This is a genomic window from Flexistipes sp., assembly GCF_036172515.1.
In the GTDB taxonomy this organism is placed as follows: Bacteria; Chrysiogenota; Deferribacteres; order Deferribacterales; family Flexistipitaceae; genus Flexistipes.
This window is the reverse complement of the sequence record NZ_JAXKVW010000001.1, coordinates 192,212-218,447: the sequence shown is the minus strand read 5'-3', so window position 1 is coordinate 218,447 and position 26,236 is coordinate 192,212. Positions and strand designations below refer to the sequence as shown.

The window sequence follows — 26,236 nt, the reverse complement described above, 5'->3', positions numbered from 1 at the left end:
TTAAAATTTGAATATTGTGAGAGTACTTTTTGGTGCTGAAAATTCTGTGGAGTTTATTGAAAAGTTTTCAACCATTTAAACAAAATGATGTTAAAAATAATTGAGAAGTTTGTTTTCCACATTTTATACTCCGATTGTTAAGATAATATTCTACAATTATACATTTTTGAATGTTTAAATGTGTTGATGAGTTTGTGGAAAGTCAGCTGTATAGCTTTTTGTAAATGACGTTTATCAGCTCTTTAAGTTCACTATCTGTTTTGATTTTGTTTTCTATATTTTTTATTGAATGCAAAACTGTTGCATGATCTCTGCCGCCGAAATATTCACCCACTTCCTGCAGTGAAATATTCAGCTTTTCTCTTAGAATATACATACATATCTGCCTTGGATAGGAAATACTTTTCGTTCTCTTTTTGGATTTTAACTCTGACGGCTTTATGTTGAAAAATGAGGTGACCGTGTCAATTATCACTTCGGGATTGAGAGCTCTGTCTTTTTTTATAAGAAATTTATCCAAAGATCTTTTTGCCAGCTCAATGCTCAGCTCTTCATTGTGAAATGATGCAAAAGCACTCAATCTGATCAATGCACCTATTAGCTCCCTGATGTTGTCACTTTTGAGATTTTCAGCAATAAAAAGGGCCACTTCTTCACTAAGTTCAAGATTCATCAATTCTGCTCTTTTCATCAAAATGGCCGTTTTCTCTTCATTTGAAGGTGCCTGAATATCTGCGATAAGACCCCAGGCGAATCTGCTTTTGAGTCTGTCTTCCATTGTCGGTATTTCATTGGGAGTTTTATCGCATGTTATTATAATCTGCTTTTGTGAGTCGTAAAGGGAGTTAAAAGTATAGAAAAATTCCTCGGTACTCCTTTCTTTACCGGCCAGAAACTGGACATCATCGAAAAGCAGCACATCAATGCTTCTGTATTTTCCTCTGAAATCATCCATGCTTTTTGTTTTTAATGAATATATCATCTCATTAGTGAAATTTTCACTTGATATATATAAAATTTTAAGTTTGGGATAGCTTTGCATCAGTTTATTTCCTACAGCGTGCATCAGGTGTGTTTTTCCAAGCCCGACTCCGCCGTAAATAAAAAGAGGATTATATGTATGGAAAAAACCCTCGCCCACCGCCATACATGCAGCATGTGAAAACTGGTTGGAGCCGCCTACAACAAAAGTGTCAAAGGTGTACTGCTTGTTTATATTGCTGTTATGATTATTGATATTTATATGATATGTAGGACTGGAGGCTTGTATATTGTTATTCTTTTTCTTTGTTTGATTTTTTATAACCAACTCTATATCTGCTTCAATAGAAAGAGTGTTATTAAAAATATTTTTTATGAGAGTCAGATATTTATCTTGCACCCACGTTTTATAAAACCTGTTTGGCACTGAAATTGTGACTATATCACCTCTCAGCTCGGCAACACTTAAAGGTTTAAGCCATGTATTAATCTCTTGTTCATTTAATTTATAGGAAGCTTCTTTTAGCACTTCATCCCATATTTTTACATTATCCAAAGTCTAAACCACCATAAAAATAAATTATACTTCAAGTTTCGCACTTACACTGTTTTCATGTCTTTGTTCACCCTGTTAAATATCAGCTTCGCTGATTACCTGTGGCATTTAACAGGGCAGGGAGTGAAAACGCCGAAGCAATCTCAAACGAAGTACAAAACTTGAGTTATACTAAAAACGGTAGAAAGTCGTTTTCTATAACAAAAAACTCAACTTTCTGCACTTTAACAAAGTGGACTCAATTATTCAAAGATATTTTTTTATAAAATTAATTATTACAATACACAAGTGGAAATTGTGTTTAAAAAAATATCAGGAAAATTGCATATAATAATTAGAGCTTGTATATTACGGATTTATAAGGCAACCGGCGGTAAATATTATGCATTTACAATTTTACCGCCTGTTGAAAAAGTGTTAAAAATTTTAGTTATCGTTATCTTCGATATCTTTGCTGAAAAGTTCTTCGATGATTTTATATGCATCACAGGCTCCCTCTTCCTGAATGATAGCTGAAGAAAGAAAAACATTTTTCGGTTCCATATCCGAAGTTAAATAAAATATTTTTCTGTAACAATCCATTTGGCTTTCTGTCATCACTTCAGTCTGTTCCTTGTCAACAGCGGTTATTGCCGGTACGGAATCGCTTTTAAAACCGTCTGTAAGGAATAGAAGAAGTATAACAAGGATAAAGAGAATTATAGAGGCCGGTAAAAAAATATTGAAAATATTACCATTGCCCTTTTTCTCGAACTTTGTGAGTAAGTCATTGCCCCAGTTATCAATTTTTTGGGATATTTTCTCATAATAACTGCTGCTTATCGATTCTTCAAACTCTTCCTCTTCAATTTCATCCAAATATTCGAAAAATTTCCTTCTTATATACGGTGTAAGCCCTTCTTCCAGATTCTCCTCTTCACGCTTTTTTTGGTGTTCAGAAGCAAGTTCGGAGATTTTTCCTTTTATTACCGTTTCATTAAGTTTGTTTTCATCGCATGCAGTCAATATTTCTTCGGCTAGCTTTTCTGAAATATCAAATTCTCTGGCAAAAGATTTTATTTTTTCCTGATCCATCAGCGCACCTCCTGTATTTAATAAAAATATATCATAAATTTAGATGTTTCTGCAACATCTTATCTTGAGCAATCGGAGTTAATCATCTATAAGTATAGACGGTTGTAGTATAACGTTACTTAAAAGAGGTTTTTAAATTTTATGATGCTGTTAAATTCAACTCCACTTTATTTGGGGACAAGCGGTTACAAATATGACGACTGGATGGATGTGTTTTACCCTGCCGGTACTTCTCATTACAATATGCTGGAATACTATACAAAACATTTTAATCTTATAGAAATAACATTTACTTTTTATAAAATACCATATGCCAAAACAATTCAGAGCATATTATCAAGGACTCCTGATAATGTATTCTTTTCAGTAAGGCTTCATAAAAACTTATTGCGAGGAAGAAATACACAAAGAGAATTTAATGATTTTTTATACGGTTTAAGCCCTTTGCTGGAAAACAATAAAATTAAAGCGTTTTTTGCCGACTACAATTATAAATTTACCTCATGCAGAGCAAACATGAGTATTATTAAAGAACTGGCTGGAAAACTGCCTGCTGAAGTTCCGTTCTTTGCAGAACTGCCAAGTAGTACATGGTACAAGGAAAGGTATATTGAAGAGTTCAAGGAAAACAGAATAGGCCTGATAGGTCTTCATTTGCCGGAAATACCAGGACTTGCACCTTTTTACCCGGTTAGTACCAATTATTTTACTTATCTAAGACTGTACGGCAAAAGCAGGCTTTGGGTTGTTCCGGATGACAAAGATACTGGCTACAGATACAAGCAAGATGAAATTAAAAAAATATTAAACAGGTGCATCGATGCCAGTGTCCTCAGCAAAGGGATTTTTATAAGCTATTGCAATGTAACAGGGGGAAATGCTGCAGTAAATGCCCTGGATACGAAAAAAATAGTTGAAAGTGAATTTTAAAACTTTAATTCTTCCAAAGAATTTGCCCCGCAGTTTATTGTGAAAGCTGACCAAAAAACCTGGAAACTTTGAAATTTGAGGCGAATATTTAAATTATTTTAAAAATTACGGTAAAAAAATGGAAGGGTTTTAAATTTATTCTTTGTTAATAATATGATAAAAAATTTAAATAAGTCCTTGACATATTGAGTTAGTCTTTTTATTTTTACTTTAGCACTCAGCAAGGGAGAGTGCCAACAAATTTTTTAAAAAACAGCAGGAATGTTGATGAACATTAAATTGTCCGATAGAGAGGAAACAGTACTCAGGGTTATTGTAGATGAATATATTAACAGCAGTCAGCCTGTGGGCTCAAGGTATGTTTCCAAAACAGGATTTCTGAGTTTAAGCCCCGCTTCCATAAGGAATATCATGAGTGATCTGGAAGATAAGGGCTTTATAATACAGCCCCATACTTCTTCAGGGCGCGTTCCCACTGATTCAGGTTTTAAATATTATATAGATAAATTTATAGCTATCTCCAGCAATGACATTCGGGAGCTGGAAAATGAATTCCAGGATCTTAATGCTGTAAATGTCAGAAGTATGTTTGACAGTATAAGCAGAAAGCTCGGGGATCTTACCCATTCCATCGGGTTTGTTATTTCCCCTAAGCTTAATACCATGTACCTTAAGCATATAGAATTTATAAGACTTAATTCTGACACCGTATTAACTGTGATAGTTACAAAATCGGGCATAGTCCACAACATGCTTATGAATATTAATGAGTCGATTAAGGATAATGATCTGGTAAGGGTTGCTAATTATCTGAATGAAAAGTTTAAGGACAAAACGCTTCTGGAGGTTAAGGAGCAGCTTGTTAATGAAATGAGAGACAAAAAGGATAAGGTCAACGAACTGACGGAAAAGGTTATGCATGTCAGCCAGAATCTCTTTAACGATGCCGATTTTGGATCTGAAATCATTTTACACGGTACGTCTAATATTATAGGACAGCCCGAGTTCAAGGATACGGAAAAACTTAAAGACTTTTTAAGGGCTTTTGAAGAGAAACACTTTGCTTATCAAATCCTTGAAAGGTGTATGCGTGAAAATGGAGTGAAGATTTTTATAGGCTCAGATTTGGGTTCCGATAGTGTAGAGGAGTTGGGATTGGTTACCAAACCCTATCTCAGGGATGATAAAACGATAGGAACATTAGGGGTCATCGGCCCGAAAAGGATGAAGTACCCTGAAGTTATCCCCATTGTGGATTTTACTGCGGAAATTATAACAAATTTATTAAAAAAACTTGGAGGAAACAATGAAAAATAAAGAAGATGAATTTGTTAATAAGGAGAATGTAGAAGAAAAAGAGGATGAAAAGGAAAACAATGAATATGAAGCTGAACCGGAAGCGGCTTTTGAAAATGATTCAAAAAAGTCTGACGAAGAGGAGAAGGATGAGGAGGTTGAGATTCTGAAAAAGGATAGGGAAAAACTTGCAAAAGAACTTCAGGAAGCTAAAGATAAAGTTTTGCGTATTTCTGCTGATACGGATAATTACCGGAAACGTTTGGCTAAAGAATCTGAAGATAAAGTAAAATACGCTAACCAGGGTTTGATCCTTGAACTGCTTAATGTTGTGGATCACCTTGAAATGGCTTTGGATCACAGCGCGGAAGATTCTAATGTTGAGGCTTTAAGAAACGGAGTGGAACTTACATTGAAACAGTTTAAAGACGTACTTAAAAAATACGGGGTTGAGGAGATAAAAGCCAAAGAAGGGGATACTTTTGACCCCAACATCCATGAAGCAATGATGCTGGATGAGAGGCATGATCTTGGTAACAACTGTATCTCTACAGTTATGCAGAAGGGATATAAGCTTCATAACAGGGTGATACGATCCAGCAAAGTCAGAGTGAATAAGAAAGAAGAAAAAAATAATACACAGGAGGAAAATAATGAGTAACACAGGCGGAAGAGTTATAGGAATTGATTTGGGTACCACCAACTCTGTTGTTTCGATAATGGAGGGCGGTCAGCCTAAAGTGATAGTAAATGCCGAAGGTATGACAACCACACCTTCGGTTGTAGCTTTTACAGACAGCGACGAAAAACTTGTGGGAATGCTTGCCAAAAGGCAGTCCATTACAAACCCCACCAATACGGTTTTTAGTATCAAAAGGCTGATAGGCAGAAAGTATGAAGCCAAGCAGGTGGATAAAGCAAAGGATATTCTCCCCTATAAAATCGTTCCTGCAGATAACGGAGATGCTTGGGTTGAGGTGAAAGATAAAAAATATGCTCCTCAGGAAATTTCCGCTATGATTCTGCAGAAACTGAAAAAAACAGCTGAGGAATATCTTGGGGAGACGGTTACAGATGCTGTAATCACGGTCCCTGCATATTTTAACGACGCTCAGCGCCAGGCCACAAAAGATGCCGGCAAAATAGCGGGGCTCAATGTTCTCAGAATTATAAATGAGCCTACGGCTGCGTCTCTTGCATACGGTCTGGACAAGAAAAATGATGAAAAAGTGGCTGTCTATGACTTAGGAGGCGGTACCTTCGATATTTCAATACTGGAGCTCGGTGACGGTGTTTTCGAAGTGAAAGCTACAAACGGCGATACTTTTCTTGGCGGTGACGATTTCGACATGAGACTTGTTGAATGGCTGATTGACGAGTTCAAGAAAGAAAACGGCATAGATTTGGGCAAAGATAAAATGGCTCTTCAGAGACTTAAAGAGGCAGCGGAAAAGGCTAAACACGAACTTTCCTCTTCTGTTGAAACGGAAATAAATCTGCCTTTTATCACAGCGGATCAGTCAGGACCGAAGCATCTTGTTAAAAAACTTTCCAGAGGTAAGTTTGAATCTCTTGTCAGTGATCTTGTTGAAAGAACTCTGGAGCCATGTAAAAAATCACTTGAAGATTCCGGAATCTCCGCTTCTGAAATAGATGAGGTTATTCTTGTCGGCGGTATGACTAGAATGCCCCTTGTCCAGCAAAAAGTTAAGGAGTTTTTTGGTAAAGAACCACACAAAGGTATTAATCCGGATGAGGTCGTTGCCATCGGTGCAGCTATCCAGGCCGGTGTGCTTAGAGGTGATGTTAAAGACGTTCTTCTGCTGGATGTAACACCTCTGTCCCTTGGAATTGAGACAATGGGTGGTGTTATGACGAAAATAATCCCCCGCAATACCACTATACCTACTAAGAAGAGCCAGGTGTTTACAACTGCAGCAGATAATCAGACATCTGTTACCGTTCACGTACTTCAGGGTGAAAGGGAGATGTCTGCCGATAATAAATCGATTGGCAGGTTCGATCTCGTAGGTATTCCGCCTGCACCAAGAGGCGTTCCCCAGATCGAAGTTACGTTTGATATAGATGCCAACGGTATTATGAATGTTTCCGCTAAAGATTTGGGAACAGGCAAGGAACAGTCCATTCGTATCACTGCAAGCAGCGGTCTTAGTGAAGAGGAAGTTGACAGAATGGTAAAAGAAGCGGAAGCCAATGCTGAAGCGGACAAGAAAAAGAAAGAGCTTGCAGAACTTAGAAATCAGGCGGATACTTTGGTATATTCCACTGAAAAATCATTGAAAGACCACGGTGACAAGGTAGATGCTGAGACAAAGGAAAACATCGAAAAGGCACTTGATGAATTGAAAAAAGCTCAGGCTGGCGAGGATACCGAAGAGCTGAAAAAAGCCATCGAAAATCTTTCCAATGTTTCTCACAAACTTGCTGAGGCCGTTTATCAGGCGACCGGCGGCCAGGAAACAGGTCAGGATGCCGGCCAGGCAGGTGCGGAAACAGGCGCCGGCGGAGCCGACCAATCTAAGGGCAACAAAGAAGAAGATGTTGTTGATGCAGATTATGAAGAGGTAAACGACGAAAACAAAGACAAACAGTAAAGCAAAAAGCGGGCAGAATGCCCGCTTTTTTTATCCGGGGATTTATATACAAACACAGTGAAAATTTTGTATAACTAAACTATTGTAAATTTTATCACAGTCTCCCTGATTTTGGGAAGACGTTTGTAGTTACGAATAGTTGCTAAAGAGTATTAAATATGATAATAAGCGCAGTTTAGCTTTGATATAGATTTATGTACGATGATTTGGAGGTAGATGTTGACGAAAGATTATTATGAAATTCTGGATATACATAAAAACGCTTCCGATGCCGAAATAAAAAAGGCATACAGGAAACTTGCGCTGAAGTATCATCCTGACAGAAACCCTGATGACAAGGAAGCCGAGGAAAAATTCAGAGAGGTAAGCGAGGCTTACCAGATTCTTAGCGATCCCCAAAAAAGGGCACAGTACGATCAGTACGGCCGTGTTTTTGACGAAGGATTTGCCGGAGGCGGCGGCGGATTTAATAACGATGATTTTGCTTCCACAATATTCGAAGAATTTTTCGGAGATGCTTTTGGAGACTTCTTCGGCGGCGGAGCAGGAAGAAGAGCTCAAAAACGTCCGAGACGCGGCTCCAATATAGAAATGAAAGTTGATGTGGAGTTTAAAGAAGCGGCTTTCGGTGTAAAGAAAACCGTTGATATTCCCAAGGTCGTTAATTGTCACAGATGCAATGGTAAAGGAGCGGAACCGGGCGGAGTAACTACATGCTCAAGGTGTAACGGAACCGGCCAGTTTGTACGCAGGCAAGGTCTTTTCCAGATTTCTACACCCTGCCCGGAATGTAACGGAACAGGTCAGTTTATAAAAGAGAAGTGCAAGGAATGCCATGGAGAGGGGTCTTTAAGGAAAAATAAGAAGCTTGAGGTAAAAATTCCGGCGGGCATTGAATCCGGGATGACTTTAAGAGTAAGCGGAGAAGGTAATGACGGCAGCAACGGCGGCCCTGCCGGTGATCTTTTTGTTCATGTTAATGTAAAAGAGCATGAATATTTTAAAAGAGACGGTAGGGATATTGTTTTGGAACTCCCCGTTTCTTTTGCCGATGCTTCGCTGGGGACAACGGTCGATGTGCCGACGCTTGACGGAAGCGAAACCATTAAAATCAAACCCGGGTCACAGCCGGGGGATAATATTGTTTTGAAAGGAAAAGGTATTGCCGATGTACAGGGTTACGGTATCGGGAATATGAGGATTGTACTTAAAGTCATTATGCCAACAAAGCTTAATAAAAAGCAGCGGGCACTGTTAGAAGAATTTAAGGAAAACTCTGATGAAGAAACGTATAAATCTCACAATTCCCTGTGGAATAAAATGAAAAGTTTTTTTGCAAGTTGCCTGACGATATAAAGCGCTCTTGCATATTTGTTAGATAAATCGTTTCTTATGGTGGAGATTTCCTTCAGCCCTGGTGAGGACCCATATAGATGCTAATAGTTTCTGCGTTTTTGCCAAACATATTTTCCGGCCTGCCATCAATATCTTTTTGGCAGGCTTTTTTTATTTAAAACATAACGTTCATTTATTCTAAACATTCAAATGTAAAAATTGAGAGCTTTGCACAAACTACTTTTTGCGTTTTGGAAGTGGGTAGCACCAGCCTTATAGGCTTGCGATAGTTGTCAAGCATTCAATTTAGCTATTTACATAGCTGCTAATCGGTCTTCGACCGATGCTAGTGGGATACATTACTTCAGTCCCGCAAACCTGTAAATAATGAATTACAAAAAAAGATTTGCCCGGCTAAACCCGCGCTTCCTGACTTGTGCAAAATTCTTAATTTGAGACTTTTGAATAACTCTATTTGTCATGCTGAATTTATTTCAGCATCTCGTATATCAATAAGTTATGAGACCCTGAAACAAGTTCAGGGTGACAATATCCCAAATATTCAAAACTTTTAATTTTTGAGTTGCAGCCAAAAGTCATGCTGCAGATATCCAAAATGGAATGAATAGTAAAACAATTAGTTGAAACACCCTATTGAACAGGTGTCCTTAATCGCGTTGAATAAAATATAATCGTTTATTGCAAAAGTGATTAATATTTAATCACACTTCTTTGCTCATTTATAACTTCTGAATTCATTTGTCTCAAGTTACCAAATAATTAGCATATCTGGCATCTTTGTTGCTTTAGTTAAATGAAATAATACAGGAGGTTTCTATGAAACTTATCAGAGGGATTTTAAAACCACACAAACTTGATGATGTCAAAAACGCCCTGATGGAGATTGGTATAATCGGTATGACTGTAATCGAAGTGAAAGGCTATGGCAGGCAGAAAGGCCACAGCGAGCTTTACCGAGGTGCTGAATACAAAATTGATTTTGTGCCGAAAGTGCAGATTGATGTTGCAGTTGCAGATGACCAGGTTGAAATCGTTGTGGAGAAAATTGTTAGTTCAGCAAATACCGGCCGTATAGGCGACGGTAAAGTGTTTGTTCTACCCGTTGAGGAAACTGTTCGTATCCGAACCGGGGAAAAAGGGATTGAAGCATTATAAACATAAATTTTCGGAGGTATAGGTTATGGAAAGTATTGTACATTTAAGTTATGCAATTGATACGTTTTATTTTTTAATATGCGGTGCGCTCGTTATGTGGATGGCTGCCGGTTTTGCTATGCTTGAAGCTGGTTTGGTAAGGTCCAAAAACACCACGGTTATTTTAACAAAAAATGTTGTTTTGTTTGCGATAGCATGCGTGATGTATTTGCTGATAGGCTACTATATTATGTATTCAAGCAGTGCAGGCGGAATTGTGCCGAACTTTGGTTTTTTAATAGGCTCAGAGAATTCTGCAGCAGATATCCTTGCCGGTGGTGATTCTGCTCCTTATTATTCGGCTAGATCAGATTTTTTCTTTCAGGTGGTTTTTGTTGCCACTGCGATGTCCATCGTTTCCGGTGCGGTTGCCGAAAGGATGAAATTATGGGCATTTGTAATTTTCTGTGTTATTTTAACCGGCTTTATCTACCCTGTGGAAGGTTTCTGGACATGGGGCGGTGGATGGTTGAGTGCAATGGGCTTTTCAGATTATGCGGGATCCGGTATTGTTCATCTTGCCGGAGCGTCAGCTGCTCTGTCGGGTGCTATTTTTTTGGGACCAAGAAGGGGAAAATACGGTCCCAAAGGGCAGGTGAATGCTATTCCCGGTGCTAATCTGCCGCTTGCAACACTCGGAACTTTTATATTGTGGATGGGTTGGTTCGGATTTAACGGCGGTTCAGAGTTAAAAATGTCCGATATAACTTCAGCCAACAATGTCGCTCAGGTTTTTGTGAACACCAATGCAGCGGCAGCAGGCGGATTGGTGGCTGCTCTTATTGTAGCAACAATACTGTTTAAGAAGGCAGATTTAACAATGATATTGAACGGTGCTTTAGCAGGCCTTGTTGCCATAACAGCTGGTCCTTCAGCACCATCAGCTTTGGGAGCTACACTCATAGGTGCTGTAGGAGGGGTTATCGTGGTTTTCTCCATTATCTTTATAGATAAAACGTTGAAAATAGATGACCCCGTAGGTGCCATTTCCGTACATGGGGTTGTAGGGACCTGGGGACTCATTGCAGTTCCAATAACAAATCCAGATGCATTATTAGGGGTTCAGGTGTTGGGAGCTTTGAGTATTTTTGCATGGGTTTTTGCAGTCAGTTCCATAGTATGGCTTATTCTGAAATTGCTCATAGGCATTCGTGTGGGTGAAGAGGAAGAATACGAAGGACTCGATTTTATCGAATGCGGAATGGAAGCTTATCCTGAATTCACTAAAACAAGTAAATAAAAAGAAATGTAAAGAATAAAAAAAGCGCCTCAGGGCGCTTTTTTTATTTTATTTAAGAATCCATCATTGAACTTGAACCACACTTCTCATCACGCATTACGCGTCACGTTTTACGGCCAGTGCGCTGCAAAATTAAAAAGTTGTTGAATAAAGTGTCAATTTACTGCTAAAAGATGATTCAAAAAGCCGAGGAGTCACAAATGAGCAGTAAAGAGACAGAATACTTTGAAGACTGGAACGAACGCAGCATGAAAGCCGAAATGATGATACCGATTATTGGTAAACTTTATAGAGAAAAAAGTGTAATCATAACCTTATACGGCAGATCACTGGTAAATAAAACGGCAATAGATATAATAAAAGAGCATCGTTTTGCAAGAAAAATTCTGGAAAATGAGCTTTCAGTTAACGATACATATCCTATTATGAGCACAATTCAAAATATGGAGCTCTCTCCGTGTAAAATTGATATCGGTAAGCTTACCGTCAAATATCTTGAACAAAAACCGGGCGATATTAAAAAATTTCTGGAAAATGAATTAAAAGAAGCATTCCGAGAAGATAAAAATGTACTGAAAAATCCCAGGGATGTTGTTTTATACGGATTCGGCAGGATAGGAAGGCTTATTGCCCGTATTTTAATAGATAAAACCGGGCGTGGTGACAAACTGAGATTAAAAGCTATTGTGGTCAGGAAAGGCGGTAAAGATGACCTTGTGAAAAGAGCTGCACTTTTAAGACGGGATTCGGTTCACGGACAGTTCAACGGTACAGTGAGAGTTGATGAAGAAGAAAATGCTATCATTGCAAACGGTGTAATGATAAAAGTTCTTTACGCCAACTCGCCTGAAGAGCTGGATTATACGGCACACGGGATTAACAACGCCATCATCGTAGATAATACGGGCAAATGGAGGGACAGGGAAGGTCTAAACCAGCATTTGAAAGCGAAAGGGGCTTCCAAAGTTGTCCTGACAGCTCCCGGGAAAGGGGATATCCCCAATATTGTCTACGGTGTTAATCACTCGGAAATAAACAGTGTAAATGAGGACATTTTTTCGGCTGCAAGTTGTACAACGAATGCCATTGTGCCGGTGCTTAAAGTTATTGATGATGAATATAAAATAAAAACCGGGCATATAGAGACATGCCATTCATATACAAACGATCAGAACTTAATCGATAATTACCACAAAAAAAGCAGGCGCGGCAGGAGTGCACCGCTGAATATGGTGATTACCGAAACAGGGGCTGCAAAAGCTGTTGCTAAAGCCCTGCCCAATCTTTCCGGAAAATTAACGGGTAATGCTATAAGAGTTCCCACTCCCAATGTCTCGATGGCTGTTTTGATGCTTCAATTGGAAAAGGAAACTGACAGGGAAAGCCTTAATTATCATGTCAGGGGTAAATCTCTGAACTCTGACTTGCAGTGGCAGATAGATTATACGAACTCTCCGGAAGTGGTTTCTTCAGACTTTGTGGGATCGCGTTTCGCCTGTATCTTTGATTCCCAAGCCACAATTATTGACGGTGACAGATGTGTTTTATACGTGTGGTATGATAATGAATTCGGATATTGTACGCAGGTTGTGAGAATTGTGCAAAATATAGCAGGAATAAATTTGCTGACTCTGCCAAAAGTGTAATTTTTTTTGGCGGTGTTTTTCAACGGGGATTTTATACTGACGTCACCCCATTTTTTATTGTGTACACAAATTGATTGACTTCGACTATCACCAGTCTAAAAGACTGGTGATAGCCATAGGCATCCTTGCGAAACCCTGTGGAAACAGGGTTGTGGCAATCTCAAAACAAGAAAAATAGTGAGATTGCTTCGTCGTTTTCACTCCCTGCCCTGTTAAATGCCACAGGCAATCAGCGAAGCTGATATTTAACAGGGTGAACAAAGACGTGAAAACAGTGTAAGTGCGAAACTTGAATAAGTATATGTAAAACAATACTTTTATATAATTTTTGGGGTGACGCCAGGGATTTTATCCTGACAGACGGCTTATTAATGTATTCACTGGGTGAATTTTGCTATATGATTATTAAGTTTAAAATCAGATAGACTATCGGTGTTGCATACAGAAGTATACGTACTATTTTATTGACAGTGATTCTTTTGATAAAGATGCAAAGGAAAAGCGGTAAAAATACAGCAGATCCTCTGATCCCCATCGAAAGATAACTCCACTCAAGGATAACATTATTCAGCTCCATCAGTACCACCGCTAAAGCGGTCATAAGCAGTATAACGCCGATAATCCTTATCCTTTTCAGCTGGCTGCTTTTATTTTGCGCAGGGAGTATGTCTCTGTAAATATTTGTAATGACACCCAATGTCAGACCGGAGCCCGTGCCTATGATTATGATGAAAACAAAAGCCATGAAAAGTGTGGATAATGCGGCCGGAAAATAATTTTCTATAAAATAAGGCAGGGCTGCAGTGGTTACTGATTCAAGTTCCGGATGGGATACTTTTAAATACATTCCAATAAAAACTCCCATAAGTCCAATAGGAGGGATAAACAGTGCACTCAGAAAAGCGCCTTTTTTAGCCTCTGAAACGGAGCGTGCAGAAAATATTGCCTGCAGGTATGTTTGCGTGGCAAGAACTCCGATGACCATGGATAACAGGTCAAGGGCGGCATCTTTCTGACCGTAACTGAAAAGGCTAAACCATTTGATATTTTTCGGCAGCTGGGATGACAGGTCTGCAAATCCGTCGGATTTAAATGCCGCTATGAGAAAACAGCTCAGAATAACGACGTAGAGAATAACAATTTTTATTTTACCCATTGCAGTAGTACTTTTTATCCCGCCGCTTAGAGTGAAGATTCCCAGAATGGCTGTTGATGTAATGCTTGCTTCTTTTAAGCTCATATGGAAAACGACAATCAGTATTGATGCTGATGCTAAAATTTGGGCTATAATATGTACAAAAATACCAGCTGAAGTAAAGATACTGCTGTATTTCCGGAAACCTTCTCCTAAAGAAAGACCTATATATTCAGAAACGGTGGTTGTTTCAGCATTTCTCAACGGACGGGCAAAAAACAACCCCAAAAGCAGACATGCAATACCGCTGCCGAGAGTAAAAATCCAGGCCGACAGCCCGAATTTATAAGCAAGTTGTACAGTCCCTATTGTTGAAGCCCCGCCAACAAGAGTCCCGATTATGATGGCGGCAACAGAAAACGAAGATGCCTGTCGGTCTGCCAGTGAAAAATCTTTCTCTGTTGAAGTGGATTTTCCGGAAAGAAAAACGGGGATACTTATTGCAGTGACGGCAATAATAAAAAAAATTTTTTCCAAAAGCGTCCCTTACTTTTTCTTTATATTTTACATATTAGATGAATCATAAGTCAAATACTCTTTCTTTTTTATATTCTTTTGCTATAAAGTTAGTATGTTCAGACGCATAAATAAAACAAAAAATGAAATATTAAATCTATCATTAAAGTGGCGGATAATAATATTTTATTTTTTCTTTGGGTTTATACCTTTGGTTTTTATTTCATATTATTCTTTTTTTATATCTTCCAAATCCATAAGTTCCACTACAGAAAAACAGGTGAAAGAGCTTATGAATGGAGTAAGTCAAAGAATGGACGCTTTTTACTATAAAATAAAAGGGGATATCTATCAACTGTCTGATAATCCCATTGTACAGCTGGTATTTCTGCAGTTTAGTTACAGCCAGCGCGTACAGTATTTATGGGATAAACTGGCTAAATACAGAACAAATTCTGTTAATTATGACAGGATCAGCCTTTATACACCAACTGCCGAACTTGTTCTAACAACGCCTAAGGTAAACAAAACCGAAAGCAAAAGACTTGTTTCCACGTCCATAATCACCGATGCTTTTTCAAGAGATTTCTCTCTTTATAGGATTAACAGAGGTGAGGCAGGTAGTTTGTTATTTATTAAACGTGTTTACGACTTTGAAAACAACGAAGAGCCGGTAGGTTTGGTGGTTTATGAAATATCCAATGACATGTTCACCGACTTCCTGGATCAGGTGGATATTGGAGAAGGAATAGTGAAAAGTATAATAGGCAAAAACGGGGAGAAAATTTATGAGCATAATGAGGGCAATGTTAATAAATCAACGTTGCCTGATTCCAGTTTCGTCAAATATTCAACAAATGTCAGCTCTTTAGGCTGGGATATAAGTATATCTATACCTGAAAAAGTTCTTTTTGAGGATATCTACAACCTGAGAAATAAAAGTCTGTTTTTTTCGATTCTTGTTGCTCTTATAGCTTTTACTTCTGCACTTTTTTTTATCAAAAGAATCCTTGTGCCCATAAGAAAAGTTATTGACGGTACAAAACGCTTTGCTGAAGGGGATTTGGATTATCGTATTAATCTGGAAACGGGTAAAGAGTTAAAGGTTCTCTCTGAAGCTTTTAATAACATGGCTCAGCAGTTGCAGAGCAGGCAGAATGAACTGATTCAGACAAATAAACTCGTTTCCCTGGGCTTGCTTTCAGCCAGTATAGCTCATGAAATTAAAAATCCTCTGGCAGGAATAAAAACAAGTGTTCAGGCTATATCCAAAAGAAAAATTTACGATTCATCTGAAAGGGAAATCCTTAATAACGTTACCAGTGAGGTTGACAGACTCAATAAAATTGTTACTGAAATGCTTAATTTTGCCAAACCTATTCCTTCAGTTAAAAGCAATGTTCGCGTTGATGCAGTTGTGGAAAAGGCACTCACTTTTTTGACGAATGATCTGAAAAACAAAAAAGTTAAGGTATATAATCGTTTAAAACCCTCTGAAAAATATCTGGACGAGGATCAGTTTTTGCAGATACTTATTAATCTTATGTTAAACGCACTTGCTTCAATAAAGTCCGAAGGAGGCTTTATCAATATCCACCAGGAAAATGACAGCGGGGAAGCATTGATAATTGAGGATAATGGTATTGGAATACCAGAGGACAAACTGGATAAAATATATGATCCGTTTTTTAGCATGTCAAAAGAGGGAACCGGCTTAGGTCTTTCTGTTGTATACAGTCTTGCAAAGCAGAACAATATTGATATTGAAATTGATAGTGCTGAAAATGCAGGTACAAAAGTTAAACTTAAATTCAAAGGTGATAATGAAAATGGCTAATATAATGATAGTTGATGACGAAGTAGTTTTGGTAAATTCTCTTAAATTTGCTCTGGAAAATGATGGGCATAAAGTTATGCCTTTTTATGAGGGGAATTCTGCGATGCATTATTTAATAAATCATGAGCCTGATTTGATTTTGCTTGATTTGCGTCTGCCCGATATGCATGGACTGGATATACTGCGGAAAATTAAAGGGATGAACTCCAATCTGCCAACAATTGTTATTACTGCCCACGGAGATATCAATAGTGCTATAAATGCCATGAAACTTGGTGCGTTTGACTTTATACTGAAGCCTTTTGAGTTGGAAGAGATTACAATGTTGGTTGATAAAAGCCAGGCAGAGGCAAAACTTTACAACGAAGTTGAGCTGTTACGCAGCAAACGTTTTCAGCAGGAAACAATAGTGGGTGAGTCAAAAGAAATTTTAGAGGTTAAAGAAAAGATTAAAAAGGTTGCAGGTATAGACGAATGCACCGTTTTGATAAGAGGAGAAAGCGGTACCGGCAAAGAATTGGTTGCGAAAGCTATCCATAACGAGAGTCCTGAAAGAAAAAAGATGCCTTTTATCGATATTAACTGTTCCGCTCTGCCTGAGCAACTATTGGAGAGTGAGTTGTTTGGGTATGAAAAAGGGGCATTTACTGACGCAAAGCATAAAAAAGTGGGATTATTGGAGTTGGCTGATAAAGGAACGCTCTTTCTTGATGAAATAGGTGACATGCCCTTAAATTTACAGACTAAAATTTTGAGATTTCTTGAAAGCAGGAGTTTCAGAAGAATAGGAGGAGAAAAGGAAATCGTGGTTGATGTAAGAGTTATTGCAGCAACAAATACAAATCTTGAAAAAAACATTAAGGAAAAAAAATTCAGAGAAGATTTATATTACCGCTTAAATGTTGTTCCGATATCTGTGCCCCCTTTAAGAGAAAGGGGAGCTGATGCCGCAATTTTATCCAAGCATTTTTTGAGTTATTTTAAAAAGAAATTTGCAAAGTCAAATATAACTTTTTCGAAACAGGCAGAAAAGGCGTTGTTGGAATACCACTGGCCTGGCAATGTCCGTGAGTTAAAGAATCTTATCGAACGACTTGTCATTTTAAAATCCGGCAGCTTAATAGAATTGAAAGATTTACCCGATGAGATAAAAAAGGCGGGAAATATAAAGTCCTCTAATGCGAAAATCTTAAGTGATCATGGCAAATGTCTGGATGATATGTTGTTGAATGTTGAGTACGAGCTAATCAGAGATGCATTGATCAAAGCAAAAGGTGTGAAATCTGTTGCAGCCGATATGCTGGGGATAAGCAGGCATTCGCTAAAAAGGAGGTTACAAAAATTCGATGAGAAAACAGAATGAGGATTTGCTATATAATTTTAATAATATTTAGTTTTGCATGTTTTTCTTATGCTGCTGAGACACAACATATTGTGATCCTTAGCTGGTTTAATGACGGCAGTGCTGAAGACGGTTTCAGGGATGGAATAATATCCAGAAATATAGATGCACGTTTTTATACATTTGGAACAAACAGGGATATGGGAGTTCTTGAAAAGCAGTTGGCATTTATTGATAAACTGCCAAAAGATTTAATTTATGTGAACGGTTTTCGGGCAGCTTCAAAATTAATAAAAAGATTTCCTGAGACGCCGATAGTTTTTATTGTTGAGGATGACCCTGTAAAAAATGATATAATAGCCAGTAAGTGGCGGACATTGACCAATGCAACAGGGATAGATGTATCCATACCAGTTTTGGAAGAGCTGCTTGAGCTTAAGGCGGTACGAAACTTTGAAACAATATATTTTTTGTCCGGCAGCCGGACAAAAAAATCGGATGAAAAATTTCGTGAAATGGAAAGACTTGGGAAATATCTTAAATTTGATTCAGTCTTAATTAAGGATATTAAAAATATCAAAAAACATATGTTAAAGCCTTTCAATAAAGCAAAATCAGCAGCATACCTTACCGGCAGTGTTTCTTCTGAAATCGGCAGAGGAATAAAAAAACTTAACATTCCTGTAATGGCTGAAAAGCCTGAAATGGTAGTTAACGGCTATGGAATGATAGCAACGGTTGTTGATATGTACAGGGCCGGAAGATTATTAAGTGATAAAGCGGCGGCTGTCTTATCAGGGAGAAAGGCGTCCGAAATTCCTGTGCAGACTATTAGATATTTCAGACTTGTGGTTAACCTGGCAGAAGCGGAGAGGATAAACGTAGATGTACCGCTTGAATTATTGCTTACAGCTATGGATATAATACGTTAGAGATGGGCGGTTTCCGCTCTTGAGCGTATTTAGCTCGCTTATCCCATATCTTGAATAATTTTATACAGTTTTTAAAAAATAATTATAACAGTAAATTATACAATGAAAGTCCAAATATACGTCTGTTTATTCCCGGAAATAAAACTATTTTTGTTCTGGTATGCTTTTTGCAAGAATTATTGCAATAAATTGTTATGGAGGTGCATATTATGTTTAAAAGGGTACTAAGTATTATTTTTGTGGCAGTTTTTTTTATGGTGTTTTCGCTGCCTCAGGCAAAAGCTGATGAGAAAAATCTTATTATTACTACAGCCACAACAGGTGGAACCTATTATCCGGTTGGTGTGGCTATCGGGACATTGATCAGTATTAAACTTGCAAAAGAACATGGGATTACAGCTACAGCTATAAACTCTGCAGGCTCCGGTGAGAATGTTCAGATGTTGAAGAACGGCGAGGCTGATTTTGGTATTTTACAAGCCCTGTTCGGTTTGAATGCTTACAGGGGAGATGGCCCTTATGAAGGGAACCCTGTAAAAGATTTCCGGGCAGTTACAATGCTGTGGAAAAATGTGGAACATTTTGCCATTCTTGATGAGTATGTAAAAACAGGCACAATCATGGATTTAAAAGGTTTTCCTGCAAAATTTTCCATAGGAAAAAGGGGAAGCGGAACAGAAGGCTCCGGACGTACTATTCTGAAAGCATTAGGTATTGAGCCTGAAAGTTTAAGTCTGGAATATTTGGGATACAATCCTTCTGTACAGGCAATGATAGATAAAAGGATAGGCGGAGCAAATATCCCTGCCGGCCCTCCTGTGGCTGCCATTACACAGCTTTATGCCCAAATGGGAGATGAAGCGACTGTACTCGACTTTACTGATGAACAGCTGGCAAAAGTTAGGGAGTCATATCCTATATGGACACGTTATGTCATTGAGCCCGGTGTTTACCCCGGCCAGAAAAAACCTATCAACACAATAGCTCAGCCAAATTTGCTGGTTGTCAGGAAGAATTTGCCTGAAGAGGTGGTTTATCTTGTTACCAAAACAATATATGAAAATCTTCCTTTTTTAAACAATATTCACAAAGCTACTAAAGCAATGAGCCTTCAGGAAGCTCTGGACGGTCTGCCCGTTCCGCTGCACCCCGGAGCAGCCAGATACTATGAAGAAGCCGGATTGGATATACCCGACGAACTGAGAGAATAAAAGTAGAAGGGAGCCGGATATCCCGGTTCCCTCTTTACTAAGCAATTAAATTAAAGAACACAATGTCCATAAACTTTTCTGGGGAGAAATATGGCTAAAGTCGATGATCTGCTGGGACAAAATAATGAAGGAATTGAAGACTCAGGTGAGGTTTTAACATATAAGAGAAGTTTTGCCGGTTGGCAGAAAAATTTTATATACTGGTTCGCGATCATCATGTCTTTGTTCCATTTATGGATTAATACCATAGGTGTAATGCCGGAGATCCAGCGTAATGCAATGCATTTTGGTTTTGTGGTTTTTTTGGGATATCTTTTCTATCCTATGAGGAAAAAATGGGCGGACAAGACACTATGGTTGGACATCATTTTAGCTGTTTTGTCAATGGCGGCAGCTGTTTATCTGGTGCTGTTTGAAGATGCTCTGCACGCCAGAAATGAGGTGCCCATACTTCGTGATCTTATATTTGCAGGACTTGCCGTCATACTTATGCTGGAAGTTACGAGGAGAACGACCGGCTGGCTTATCCCTGCATTGGCAGGTTTTTTTATCTCTTATGCACTGTTTTTGGGTAAAGTGTTTCCGGGTGTTTGGAGTTTTTCCGGTGTAACAATAGAGAGGCTTTTGTACAGAATGTATTTTGCTCCTGACGGTTTATTTGGAACTATTGCTACAATTTCATCCACTTTCGTATTTTTGTTTGTCTTATTTGCAGCATTTCTTCTTAAGTCGGGGGCAGGAGAATTTATTATAAAACTTGCTGTTTCCCTTTTAGGTCATACCACCGGCGGTCCTGCCAAAATGGCGGTATTTGCCAGTGGATTTATGGGGTCCATTTCAGGGAGCGCTGTTGCTAATACAGTGGGTACAGGCTCTATCACAATTCCAATGATGAAAAGGATGGGATTTAAACCACAGTTTGCAGGTGGTGTTGAAGCTGCTGCAAGTACAGGTGGACAGCTTATGCCGCCAATTATGGGAGCCGGAGCTTTTATTATGGCTCAGTGGACCCAGATATCTTATCTTAAAATTATAGGTGTAGCTTTTATTCCGGCTGTAATGTATTTTTTGAGTGTGGCATTCTTTATTCATTTAAGAGCGAAAAAGAAAGGCCTGAAACCTATGCCGAAAGAAGATTTGCCTAAGTTTACAGAGGTTTTAAAGGAAGGATGGAACTTTTTTATACCTATTGGTGTTCTGATGTATTTTTTAATAAAGGGGAATACACCCACATATGCTGCTTCAATGGGTATTATTTCCATTGTTATAGCGAGCTGGTTTAACAAAAGCACCCGTATGGGGCCAAAAGACATCCTGGATGCATTGGCTTTGGGAGCACAGAATATGGTCAGTACAGGTGTTATTCTTTTATGCTCCGGTATTGTAGTTGGCATTGTACTTATGGTGGGAATGGGGATTAAATTTTCAATGCTTATTTCCACAATAGCCGGTGGAAGTTTGTTTATAACTATTGTTTTGGTAGCTTTGGCTTCACTAATTCTCGGTATGGGTCTTCCTGTTACTGCTTCTTATATTGTTCTGGCCGTTTTGGCTGCTCCTTCCATAGAGATGCTGATGCTGAAGGACCATTTGATAGCTAATTTCGGTTTAACAGCACAGCAGGCACTTGACCCTAATATTGTAAACAATATGATAGGACTTATTCCTAAGGAAGTTTCGGAAGGCTCTCTTCTTGCTGCGCATTTATTAATTTTTTGGTATTCTCAGGATGCTAATGTAACACCTCCTGTTTGCCTGGCAGCTTATACGGCATCAGGTATCGCCGGCAGTGATCCCTTGAAAACGGGCTTAGAGTCCTGGAAGCTTGCAAAAGGATTGTACCTTATCCCAATAATGTTTATCTATGATCCGGCAATTCTGTTCCAGGGGCCGCTTATAAGGACTTTTGAAAATATAATTACCGGAACCGCGGGTTTGTTTGTATTTGCTTCATTTTTTGAGGGGTATTATTTCCGTATTATTAATTGGGTTGAGCGTATCATTCTTGCTGTTACAGCAGTACTGCTTTTTTGGCCTGAGCGTTTGACTAATATAGGCGGAATTATTCTTGTTGTATTAATGTGGATTTATTGTACAAAAATCAAAGCAAAAAAAACAGAAGAAATCCCCGCATAAAACGGGGATTTTTGTTATCTTGAAAAAAAATACTGCAGTTCTTTTTCGAACCTGCGTACTTTGTCCATGTTTGCAAGCAATTCGGCCAGGCTATCATAAGTTCCTGCCAGTAAATCTTTTTTTGCATTCTGGTTGATTTGAAACTTGTATGTTTTCCCAGGCGTATGCAGTGTTTCCTTTTCAACATCTATTAAAAGTTTTGTTTCCGGAGACTTTTCAACAAGGGATTTAAGTTCATTTATTTCACTGCGGCTCAGTGTGATGCACACAATCCCGAGGGTTGTTGCATTGCCGTGAAAAATTTCCGCAAAACTTTCTGCAACAACCGCATCAATGCCGGCTCTTTTTATTGCCTGAGGCGCATGTTCCCGTGAAGAGCCGCATCCGAAGTTTGCTCCGGAAATTATGATGTTTGCACCCTTAAATCGTTTGTCATTGAGGGGATGTTTCTTTTCTGTACCGTCAGTATTGAACCTGTCATCATAAAAAGCGTATCCCCCCAACCCATCAAATGTTACGCATTTTAAATACCTTGCAGGAATAATTCTGTCTGTATCTATGTCATCCAGTACAATAGGTACCGCACGCCCTTCAACCTTGGAAATCGGATTTATTGACATTTAAAACCTCCTTATAAGTCGAATACTATTCTAGCATCTGAAATTTTGCCAGTTACAGCAGCTGCAGCTGCCATAACCGGGCTCATTAACACTGTTCTGCCGGATGATGAACCCTGGCGTCCCTTAAAATTTCTGTTTGACGTTGAAGCGCAAAGCTGATCACCTTCCAGTTTATCCGGGTTCATTGCGAGACACATGGAGCAACCGGGCCTTCGCCATTCAAAGCCGGCTTCTGTAAAGATTTTATCCAAACCTTCTTTTTCAGCCTGTCTCATAACGGAATATGAGCCCGGTACCGCTAAAGCAGTAACATCAGAACTGACTTTTTGCCCTTTTAAAACCCGTGCAGCTTCTCTGAAATCCTCAATGCGCCCGTTCGTGCAGCTGCCGATAAAAACAACATCAACGTTTGTACCTTCTATAGGCTTTCCGCCTTCCAGTTTCATATAATCAAGGGCTTCTTTTTCTCCGTCGGTGCCCCCTTTTGGGATAATCTCATCTATCCCTATGCATTGTGCGGGATTGATCCCCCATGTCACTGTGGGTTTGATTTCTGCAGCATCAATTATTACGACGTCATCGTAATCCGCATCGCTGTCTGATTTTATACTTTCCCAGTAAGATATCATTTCATCCCACTTCTCATTCTTGGGTGCATAAGGCTTATTTTTGAGAAATTCATACGTTTTTTCATCCGGATTTATGTATCCAACCCTTGCTCCTCCTTCTATTGCCATATTGCATATTGTCATTCTTCCTTCCATTGATAGGGCAGATATGACCGAACCGCCGAACTCATAAGCGTAGCCTATTCCTCCGTTCACTCCCAATTTTCCGATTATATGGAGAATTATGTCTTTGGCATAAACACCCCTGTTCAGCTCTCCGTTCACCTCTATCCTGCGAACCTTGAAGGGGCTCATGGCAATTGTCTGGGTGGCAAGAACGTCTCTGACCTGGCTTGTGCCAATTCCGAAAGCGATGGCACCGAATGCACCGTGCGTAGCAGTATGGGAATCACCGCAAACCATAGTAATGCCGGGCTGTGTCAAACCCATTTCCGGGCCGACAATATGAACCACCCCCTGCTCTCCGCTTTCGGGGCTGAAAAATTTTATGCCGTGTTTTTTTGTGTTATTTTCGATGGCTTTTATCATTTCCTCAGCTATTTTATCCTGGAACGGTCTTTCGATATTATCTGTGGGGATGATATGGTCGCATGTGGCAAAAGTCCTTTCCGGGTATGCCACACCCAGTCCAAGTTCCTCAAGCATTGCAAATGCCTGTGGGCTGGTAACTTCATGTATTAAGTGCAGGCCGATGAAAAGCTGATACTTCCCCCCTTTCAGCTCGGCTATTTTGTGTCCGTCAAATACCTTTTGGAATAATGTTTTTCCCATTTATACACCTCGGTTTAGTCTGATGCAGGAGAATATAGTGTATTTTCTGTTTTTTTTCAAACAAAAGTTTAGTTTTACCAAAAAAAATTCAACTAAACAAAAATAAAATTTTTAAAAATTTTCTCTTGATTTTTTTTACATGATTTATATAAATATAAAAGCTGTTAGCACTCGTTGATGGTGACTGCTAATAAAATAAAATATAAAACAAAACAAGGAGGTAGAAATGGCCAAAATCAAGCCGCTCCACGACAGAGTTTTAGTAAAACGGGTGGAAGCAGAAGAAAAAACAGCTTCAGGTATCATAATTCCTGATAGTGCTAAGGAAAAGCCCCAGGAAGGCGAAGTGATAGCTGTAGGCGAAGGTAAAGTTTTGGATAACGGTAGTAAAGCAGAGTTATCTGTAACAACCGGGGACAAGGTACTTTTCAGCAAGTACGCGGGAACGGAAATTTCATTGGATGATGAAGATTATCTGATAATGAGAGAAGACGATATCTTAGGAATTATTCAGTAATTGGAGGTGAAAAGATGGCAAAAGCAATAACATTTAGCGAAGAAGCAAGACAAGCTATTTTAAAAGGTGTAGATAAACTTGCAAATGCAGTAAAAGTAACATTGGGTCCCAAAGGAAGAAATGTATTAATTGAAAAAAAATTCGGTTCTCCGACAGTAACAAAGGACGGAGTCACTGTTGCCAAAGAGATTGAGCTGGAAGAACCTTTGGAGAACCTTGGAGCCCAGATGGTTAAAGAAGTGGCTTCCAAGACAAGTGATATAGCAGGTGACGGTACAACAACTGCTACAGTTCTGGCACAGGCACTGTATAAAGAAGGTATCAAAAATGTAGTTGCCGGTGCCAATCCTATGGAACTTAAGAGAGGAGCTGAGAAAGCGGTTGAAAAAGTTGTGGAAAAGCTGTCAGGAATATCCAAGACTATTTCTGATAAAAAGGAAATCGCCCAGGTTGGTACAATCTCCGCAAACAATGACTCAGAAATCGGCGGAATTATTGCAGACGCTATGGACAGAGTGGGCAAAGACGGTGTTATCACAATAGAAGAAAATAAATCCACTGAAACAGTACTGGAAGTTGTTGAAGGGATGCAGTTTGACCGCGGTTATCTTTCCCCCTATTTTGTAACCGATGCTGAAAGTATGGAAGCTTCCTTTGAAAACGCATATATACTTATCTATGATAAAAAAATATCAAACATGAAAGATGTTCTCCCTGTGCTTGAGCAGGTTGCAAAACAAAACGCTCCGTTTGTAATAGTAGCCGAAGATATCGAAGGTGAGGCGCTGGCCACTCTTGTTGTTAATAAACTCAGAGGTACATTGAACTGTGCTGCGGTTAAAGCTCCCGGTTTTGGCGACAGAAGAAAAGAGATGCTTAAAGACCTGGCTGTGTTAACCGGTGGACAGGTGATCAGTGAAGATGTTGGTCTTAAACTTGAGAGCGCTCAGTTAAGCGATCTTGGTAAGGCTAAGAAAATTACCATTGATAAAGAAAACACAACTGTCGTAGAAGGCGAAGGTAAAACTGAGGATATCCAGGCAAGGGTTAATCAGATTAAAAAACAGATCGAAGATTCAACAAGTGATTACGATAAAGAAAAACTTCAGGAGAGACTTGCCAAGCTTGTCGGCGGTGTTGCTGTAATCAAGGTTGGGGCTGCTACTGAAACAGAAATGAAAGAGAAAAAGGCAAGAGTTGAAGACGCTCTCAATGCTACAAAAGCAGCCGTTGAAGAAGGCATTGTTGCAGGCGGCGGTGTTGCACTTGTAAGAGCAATGAAGGTCCTTGACGAGTTAAAGCTGGAAGGCGACGAGCAGATCGGTGCCGATCTTATAAAGAAATCGCTGGAGTTTCCTCTCAGGCAAATTGTTGAGAATGCCGGATACGAAGGGTCTATAGTTGTTAACAAAATCAAGGAAGCAAAAGATGATAACTATGGATTTAATGCAGCAACAGAAACTTATATGGACTTAATTGAAGCCGGTGTTATTGATCCTACCAAAGTTACACGTAGTGCTCTGCAAAATGCGGTATCCGTTGCAACTCTCATGTTGACAACAGAAGCCACAATTACAGAAGTTCCTGATAAGGACGATAAGTCCGGCGGTGCACCCGATATGGGCGGCATGGGCGGAATGGGAGGCATGGGCGGAATGATGTAAGCCCGGCCTTCTTTCAGATATTAAAAAAGGGAGCCTGA

20 protein-coding genes are annotated in these 26,236 nt (G+C 39.2%); 15 read left to right on the top strand and 5 right to left on the bottom strand.

Going from position 1 to position 26,236, the window contains the following annotated elements; translation table 11 throughout:
• Positions 1-202: 202 nt before the first annotated feature.
• The gene (dnaA, locus tag UMU13_RS00950) at positions 203-1,537 is read right to left on the bottom strand and encodes a chromosomal replication initiator protein DnaA (protein ID WP_328216410.1); all 1,335 of its coding nucleotides are present in this window, start codon (positions 1,535-1,537) and stop codon (positions 203-205) included.
• A 426-nt stretch (positions 1,538-1,963) separates the two neighbouring features.
• On the bottom strand, positions 1,964-2,611 hold the full coding sequence (locus tag UMU13_RS00945; protein WP_328216408.1) for a hypothetical protein: 648 nt from the start codon (positions 2,609-2,611) through the stop codon (positions 1,964-1,966).
• 141 nt (positions 2,612-2,752) lie between these two features.
• Here UMU13_RS00945 and UMU13_RS00940 point away from each other — a divergent pair, with 141 nt between their 5' ends.
• The 8 genes from UMU13_RS00940 (at position 2,753) to UMU13_RS00905 (ending at position 12,888) form a co-directional block, all read left to right on the top strand.
• Positions 2,753-3,541: a DUF72 domain-containing protein gene (locus tag UMU13_RS00940; RefSeq protein WP_328216407.1), complete on the top strand. Its 789-nt coding sequence runs from the start codon at positions 2,753-2,755 to the stop codon at positions 3,539-3,541.
• Between the two features lie 267 nt (positions 3,542-3,808).
• Complete coding sequence (gene hrcA / locus UMU13_RS00935) at positions 3,809-4,858, top strand: heat-inducible transcriptional repressor HrcA (RefSeq protein ID WP_328216406.1); 1,050 nt, start codon at positions 3,809-3,811, stop codon at positions 4,856-4,858.
• A complete protein-coding gene (gene grpE, locus UMU13_RS00930; RefSeq protein WP_328216405.1) occupies positions 4,848-5,498 on the top strand; it encodes a nucleotide exchange factor GrpE in 651 nt (216 codons plus the stop codon). The genes hrcA and grpE overlap by 11 nt, the downstream gene beginning before the upstream one ends.
• Positions 5,491-7,452 (top strand): molecular chaperone DnaK, encoded by a 1,962-nt coding sequence (dnaK, locus tag UMU13_RS00925; protein WP_328216404.1) that lies wholly within the window; start codon positions 5,491-5,493, stop codon positions 7,450-7,452. The genes grpE and dnaK overlap by 8 nt, the downstream gene beginning before the upstream one ends.
• A gap of 216 nt (positions 7,453-7,668) precedes the next feature.
• Positions 7,669-8,808, top strand: coding sequence for a molecular chaperone DnaJ (dnaJ, locus tag UMU13_RS00920; protein WP_328216403.1), 1,140 nt, complete (start codon positions 7,669-7,671; stop codon positions 8,806-8,808).
• 816 nt (positions 8,809-9,624) lie between these two features.
• On the top strand, positions 9,625-9,963 hold the full coding sequence (locus UMU13_RS00915) for a P-II family nitrogen regulator (protein ID WP_328216401.1): 339 nt from the start codon (positions 9,625-9,627) through the stop codon (positions 9,961-9,963).
• Between the two features lie 25 nt (positions 9,964-9,988).
• Positions 9,989-11,242 (top strand): ammonium transporter, encoded by a 1,254-nt coding sequence (locus UMU13_RS00910; protein ID WP_328216400.1) that lies wholly within the window; start codon positions 9,989-9,991, stop codon positions 11,240-11,242.
• Between the two features lie 200 nt (positions 11,243-11,442).
• Positions 11,443-12,888, top strand: coding sequence for a glyceraldehyde-3-phosphate dehydrogenase (locus UMU13_RS00905; RefSeq protein ID WP_328216398.1), 1,446 nt, complete (start codon positions 11,443-11,445; stop codon positions 12,886-12,888).
• Between the two features lie 394 nt (positions 12,889-13,282).
• On the opposite strand, the gene UMU13_RS00900 is transcribed toward UMU13_RS00905, so the two are convergent.
• Entirely contained in the window at positions 13,283-14,560 is a 1,278-nt protein-coding gene (locus tag UMU13_RS00900; protein WP_328216397.1) for a sodium:solute symporter family protein, read from the bottom strand.
• A gap of 94 nt (positions 14,561-14,654) precedes the next feature.
• Between UMU13_RS00900 and UMU13_RS00895 the strand changes: the two genes are divergently transcribed.
• The 5 genes from UMU13_RS00895 (at position 14,655) to UMU13_RS00875 (ending at position 21,997) form a co-directional block, all read left to right on the top strand.
• Positions 14,655-16,376 (top strand): ATP-binding protein, encoded by a 1,722-nt coding sequence (locus UMU13_RS00895; RefSeq protein ID WP_328216395.1) that lies wholly within the window; start codon positions 14,655-14,657, stop codon positions 16,374-16,376.
• The gene (locus tag UMU13_RS00890; protein ID WP_328216393.1) at positions 16,369-17,739 is read left to right on the top strand and encodes a sigma-54-dependent transcriptional regulator; all 1,371 of its coding nucleotides are present in this window, start codon (positions 16,369-16,371) and stop codon (positions 17,737-17,739) included. The genes UMU13_RS00895 and UMU13_RS00890 overlap by 8 nt, the downstream gene beginning before the upstream one ends.
• A 71-nt stretch (positions 17,740-17,810) precedes the next feature.
• Positions 17,811-18,650, top strand: coding sequence for an ABC transporter substrate binding protein (locus tag UMU13_RS00885; protein ID WP_328216392.1), 840 nt, complete (start codon positions 17,811-17,813; stop codon positions 18,648-18,650).
• A gap of 209 nt (positions 18,651-18,859) precedes the next feature.
• Positions 18,860-19,861 (top strand): TAXI family TRAP transporter solute-binding subunit, encoded by a 1,002-nt coding sequence (locus UMU13_RS00880; RefSeq protein ID WP_328216390.1) that lies wholly within the window; start codon positions 18,860-18,862, stop codon positions 19,859-19,861.
• A 90-nt stretch (positions 19,862-19,951) separates the two neighbouring features.
• Positions 19,952-21,997 (top strand): TRAP transporter permease, encoded by a 2,046-nt coding sequence (locus tag UMU13_RS00875; protein ID WP_328216389.1) that lies wholly within the window; start codon positions 19,952-19,954, stop codon positions 21,995-21,997.
• Between the two features lie 14 nt (positions 21,998-22,011).
• Here UMU13_RS00875 and leuD read toward each other — a convergent pair whose 3' ends face one another.
• Both leuD and leuC read right to left on the bottom strand, forming a co-directional pair.
• A complete protein-coding gene (gene leuD / locus UMU13_RS00870; protein WP_328216387.1) occupies positions 22,012-22,617 on the bottom strand; it encodes a 3-isopropylmalate dehydratase small subunit in 606 nt (201 codons plus the stop codon).
• 11 nt (positions 22,618-22,628) lie between these two features.
• Entirely contained in the window at positions 22,629-24,017 is a 1,389-nt protein-coding gene (gene leuC / locus UMU13_RS00865) for a 3-isopropylmalate dehydratase large subunit (protein WP_328216386.1), read from the bottom strand.
• A gap of 226 nt (positions 24,018-24,243) precedes the next feature.
• On the opposite strand from leuC, the gene groES reads away from it, so the two are divergent.
• Together groES and groL are read left to right on the top strand one after the other, a co-directional pair.
• Positions 24,244-24,534 carry a co-chaperone GroES gene (groES, locus tag UMU13_RS00860; protein WP_328216385.1) on the top strand — a complete coding sequence of 97 codons (291 nt, stop codon included), beginning with the start codon at positions 24,244-24,246 and terminating at the stop codon, positions 24,532-24,534.
• A gap of 14 nt (positions 24,535-24,548) precedes the next feature.
• Positions 24,549-26,198: a chaperonin GroEL gene (groL, locus tag UMU13_RS00855; protein WP_328216384.1), complete on the top strand. Its 1,650-nt coding sequence runs from the start codon at positions 24,549-24,551 to the stop codon at positions 26,196-26,198.
• Positions 26,199-26,236 lie beyond the last annotated feature (38 nt).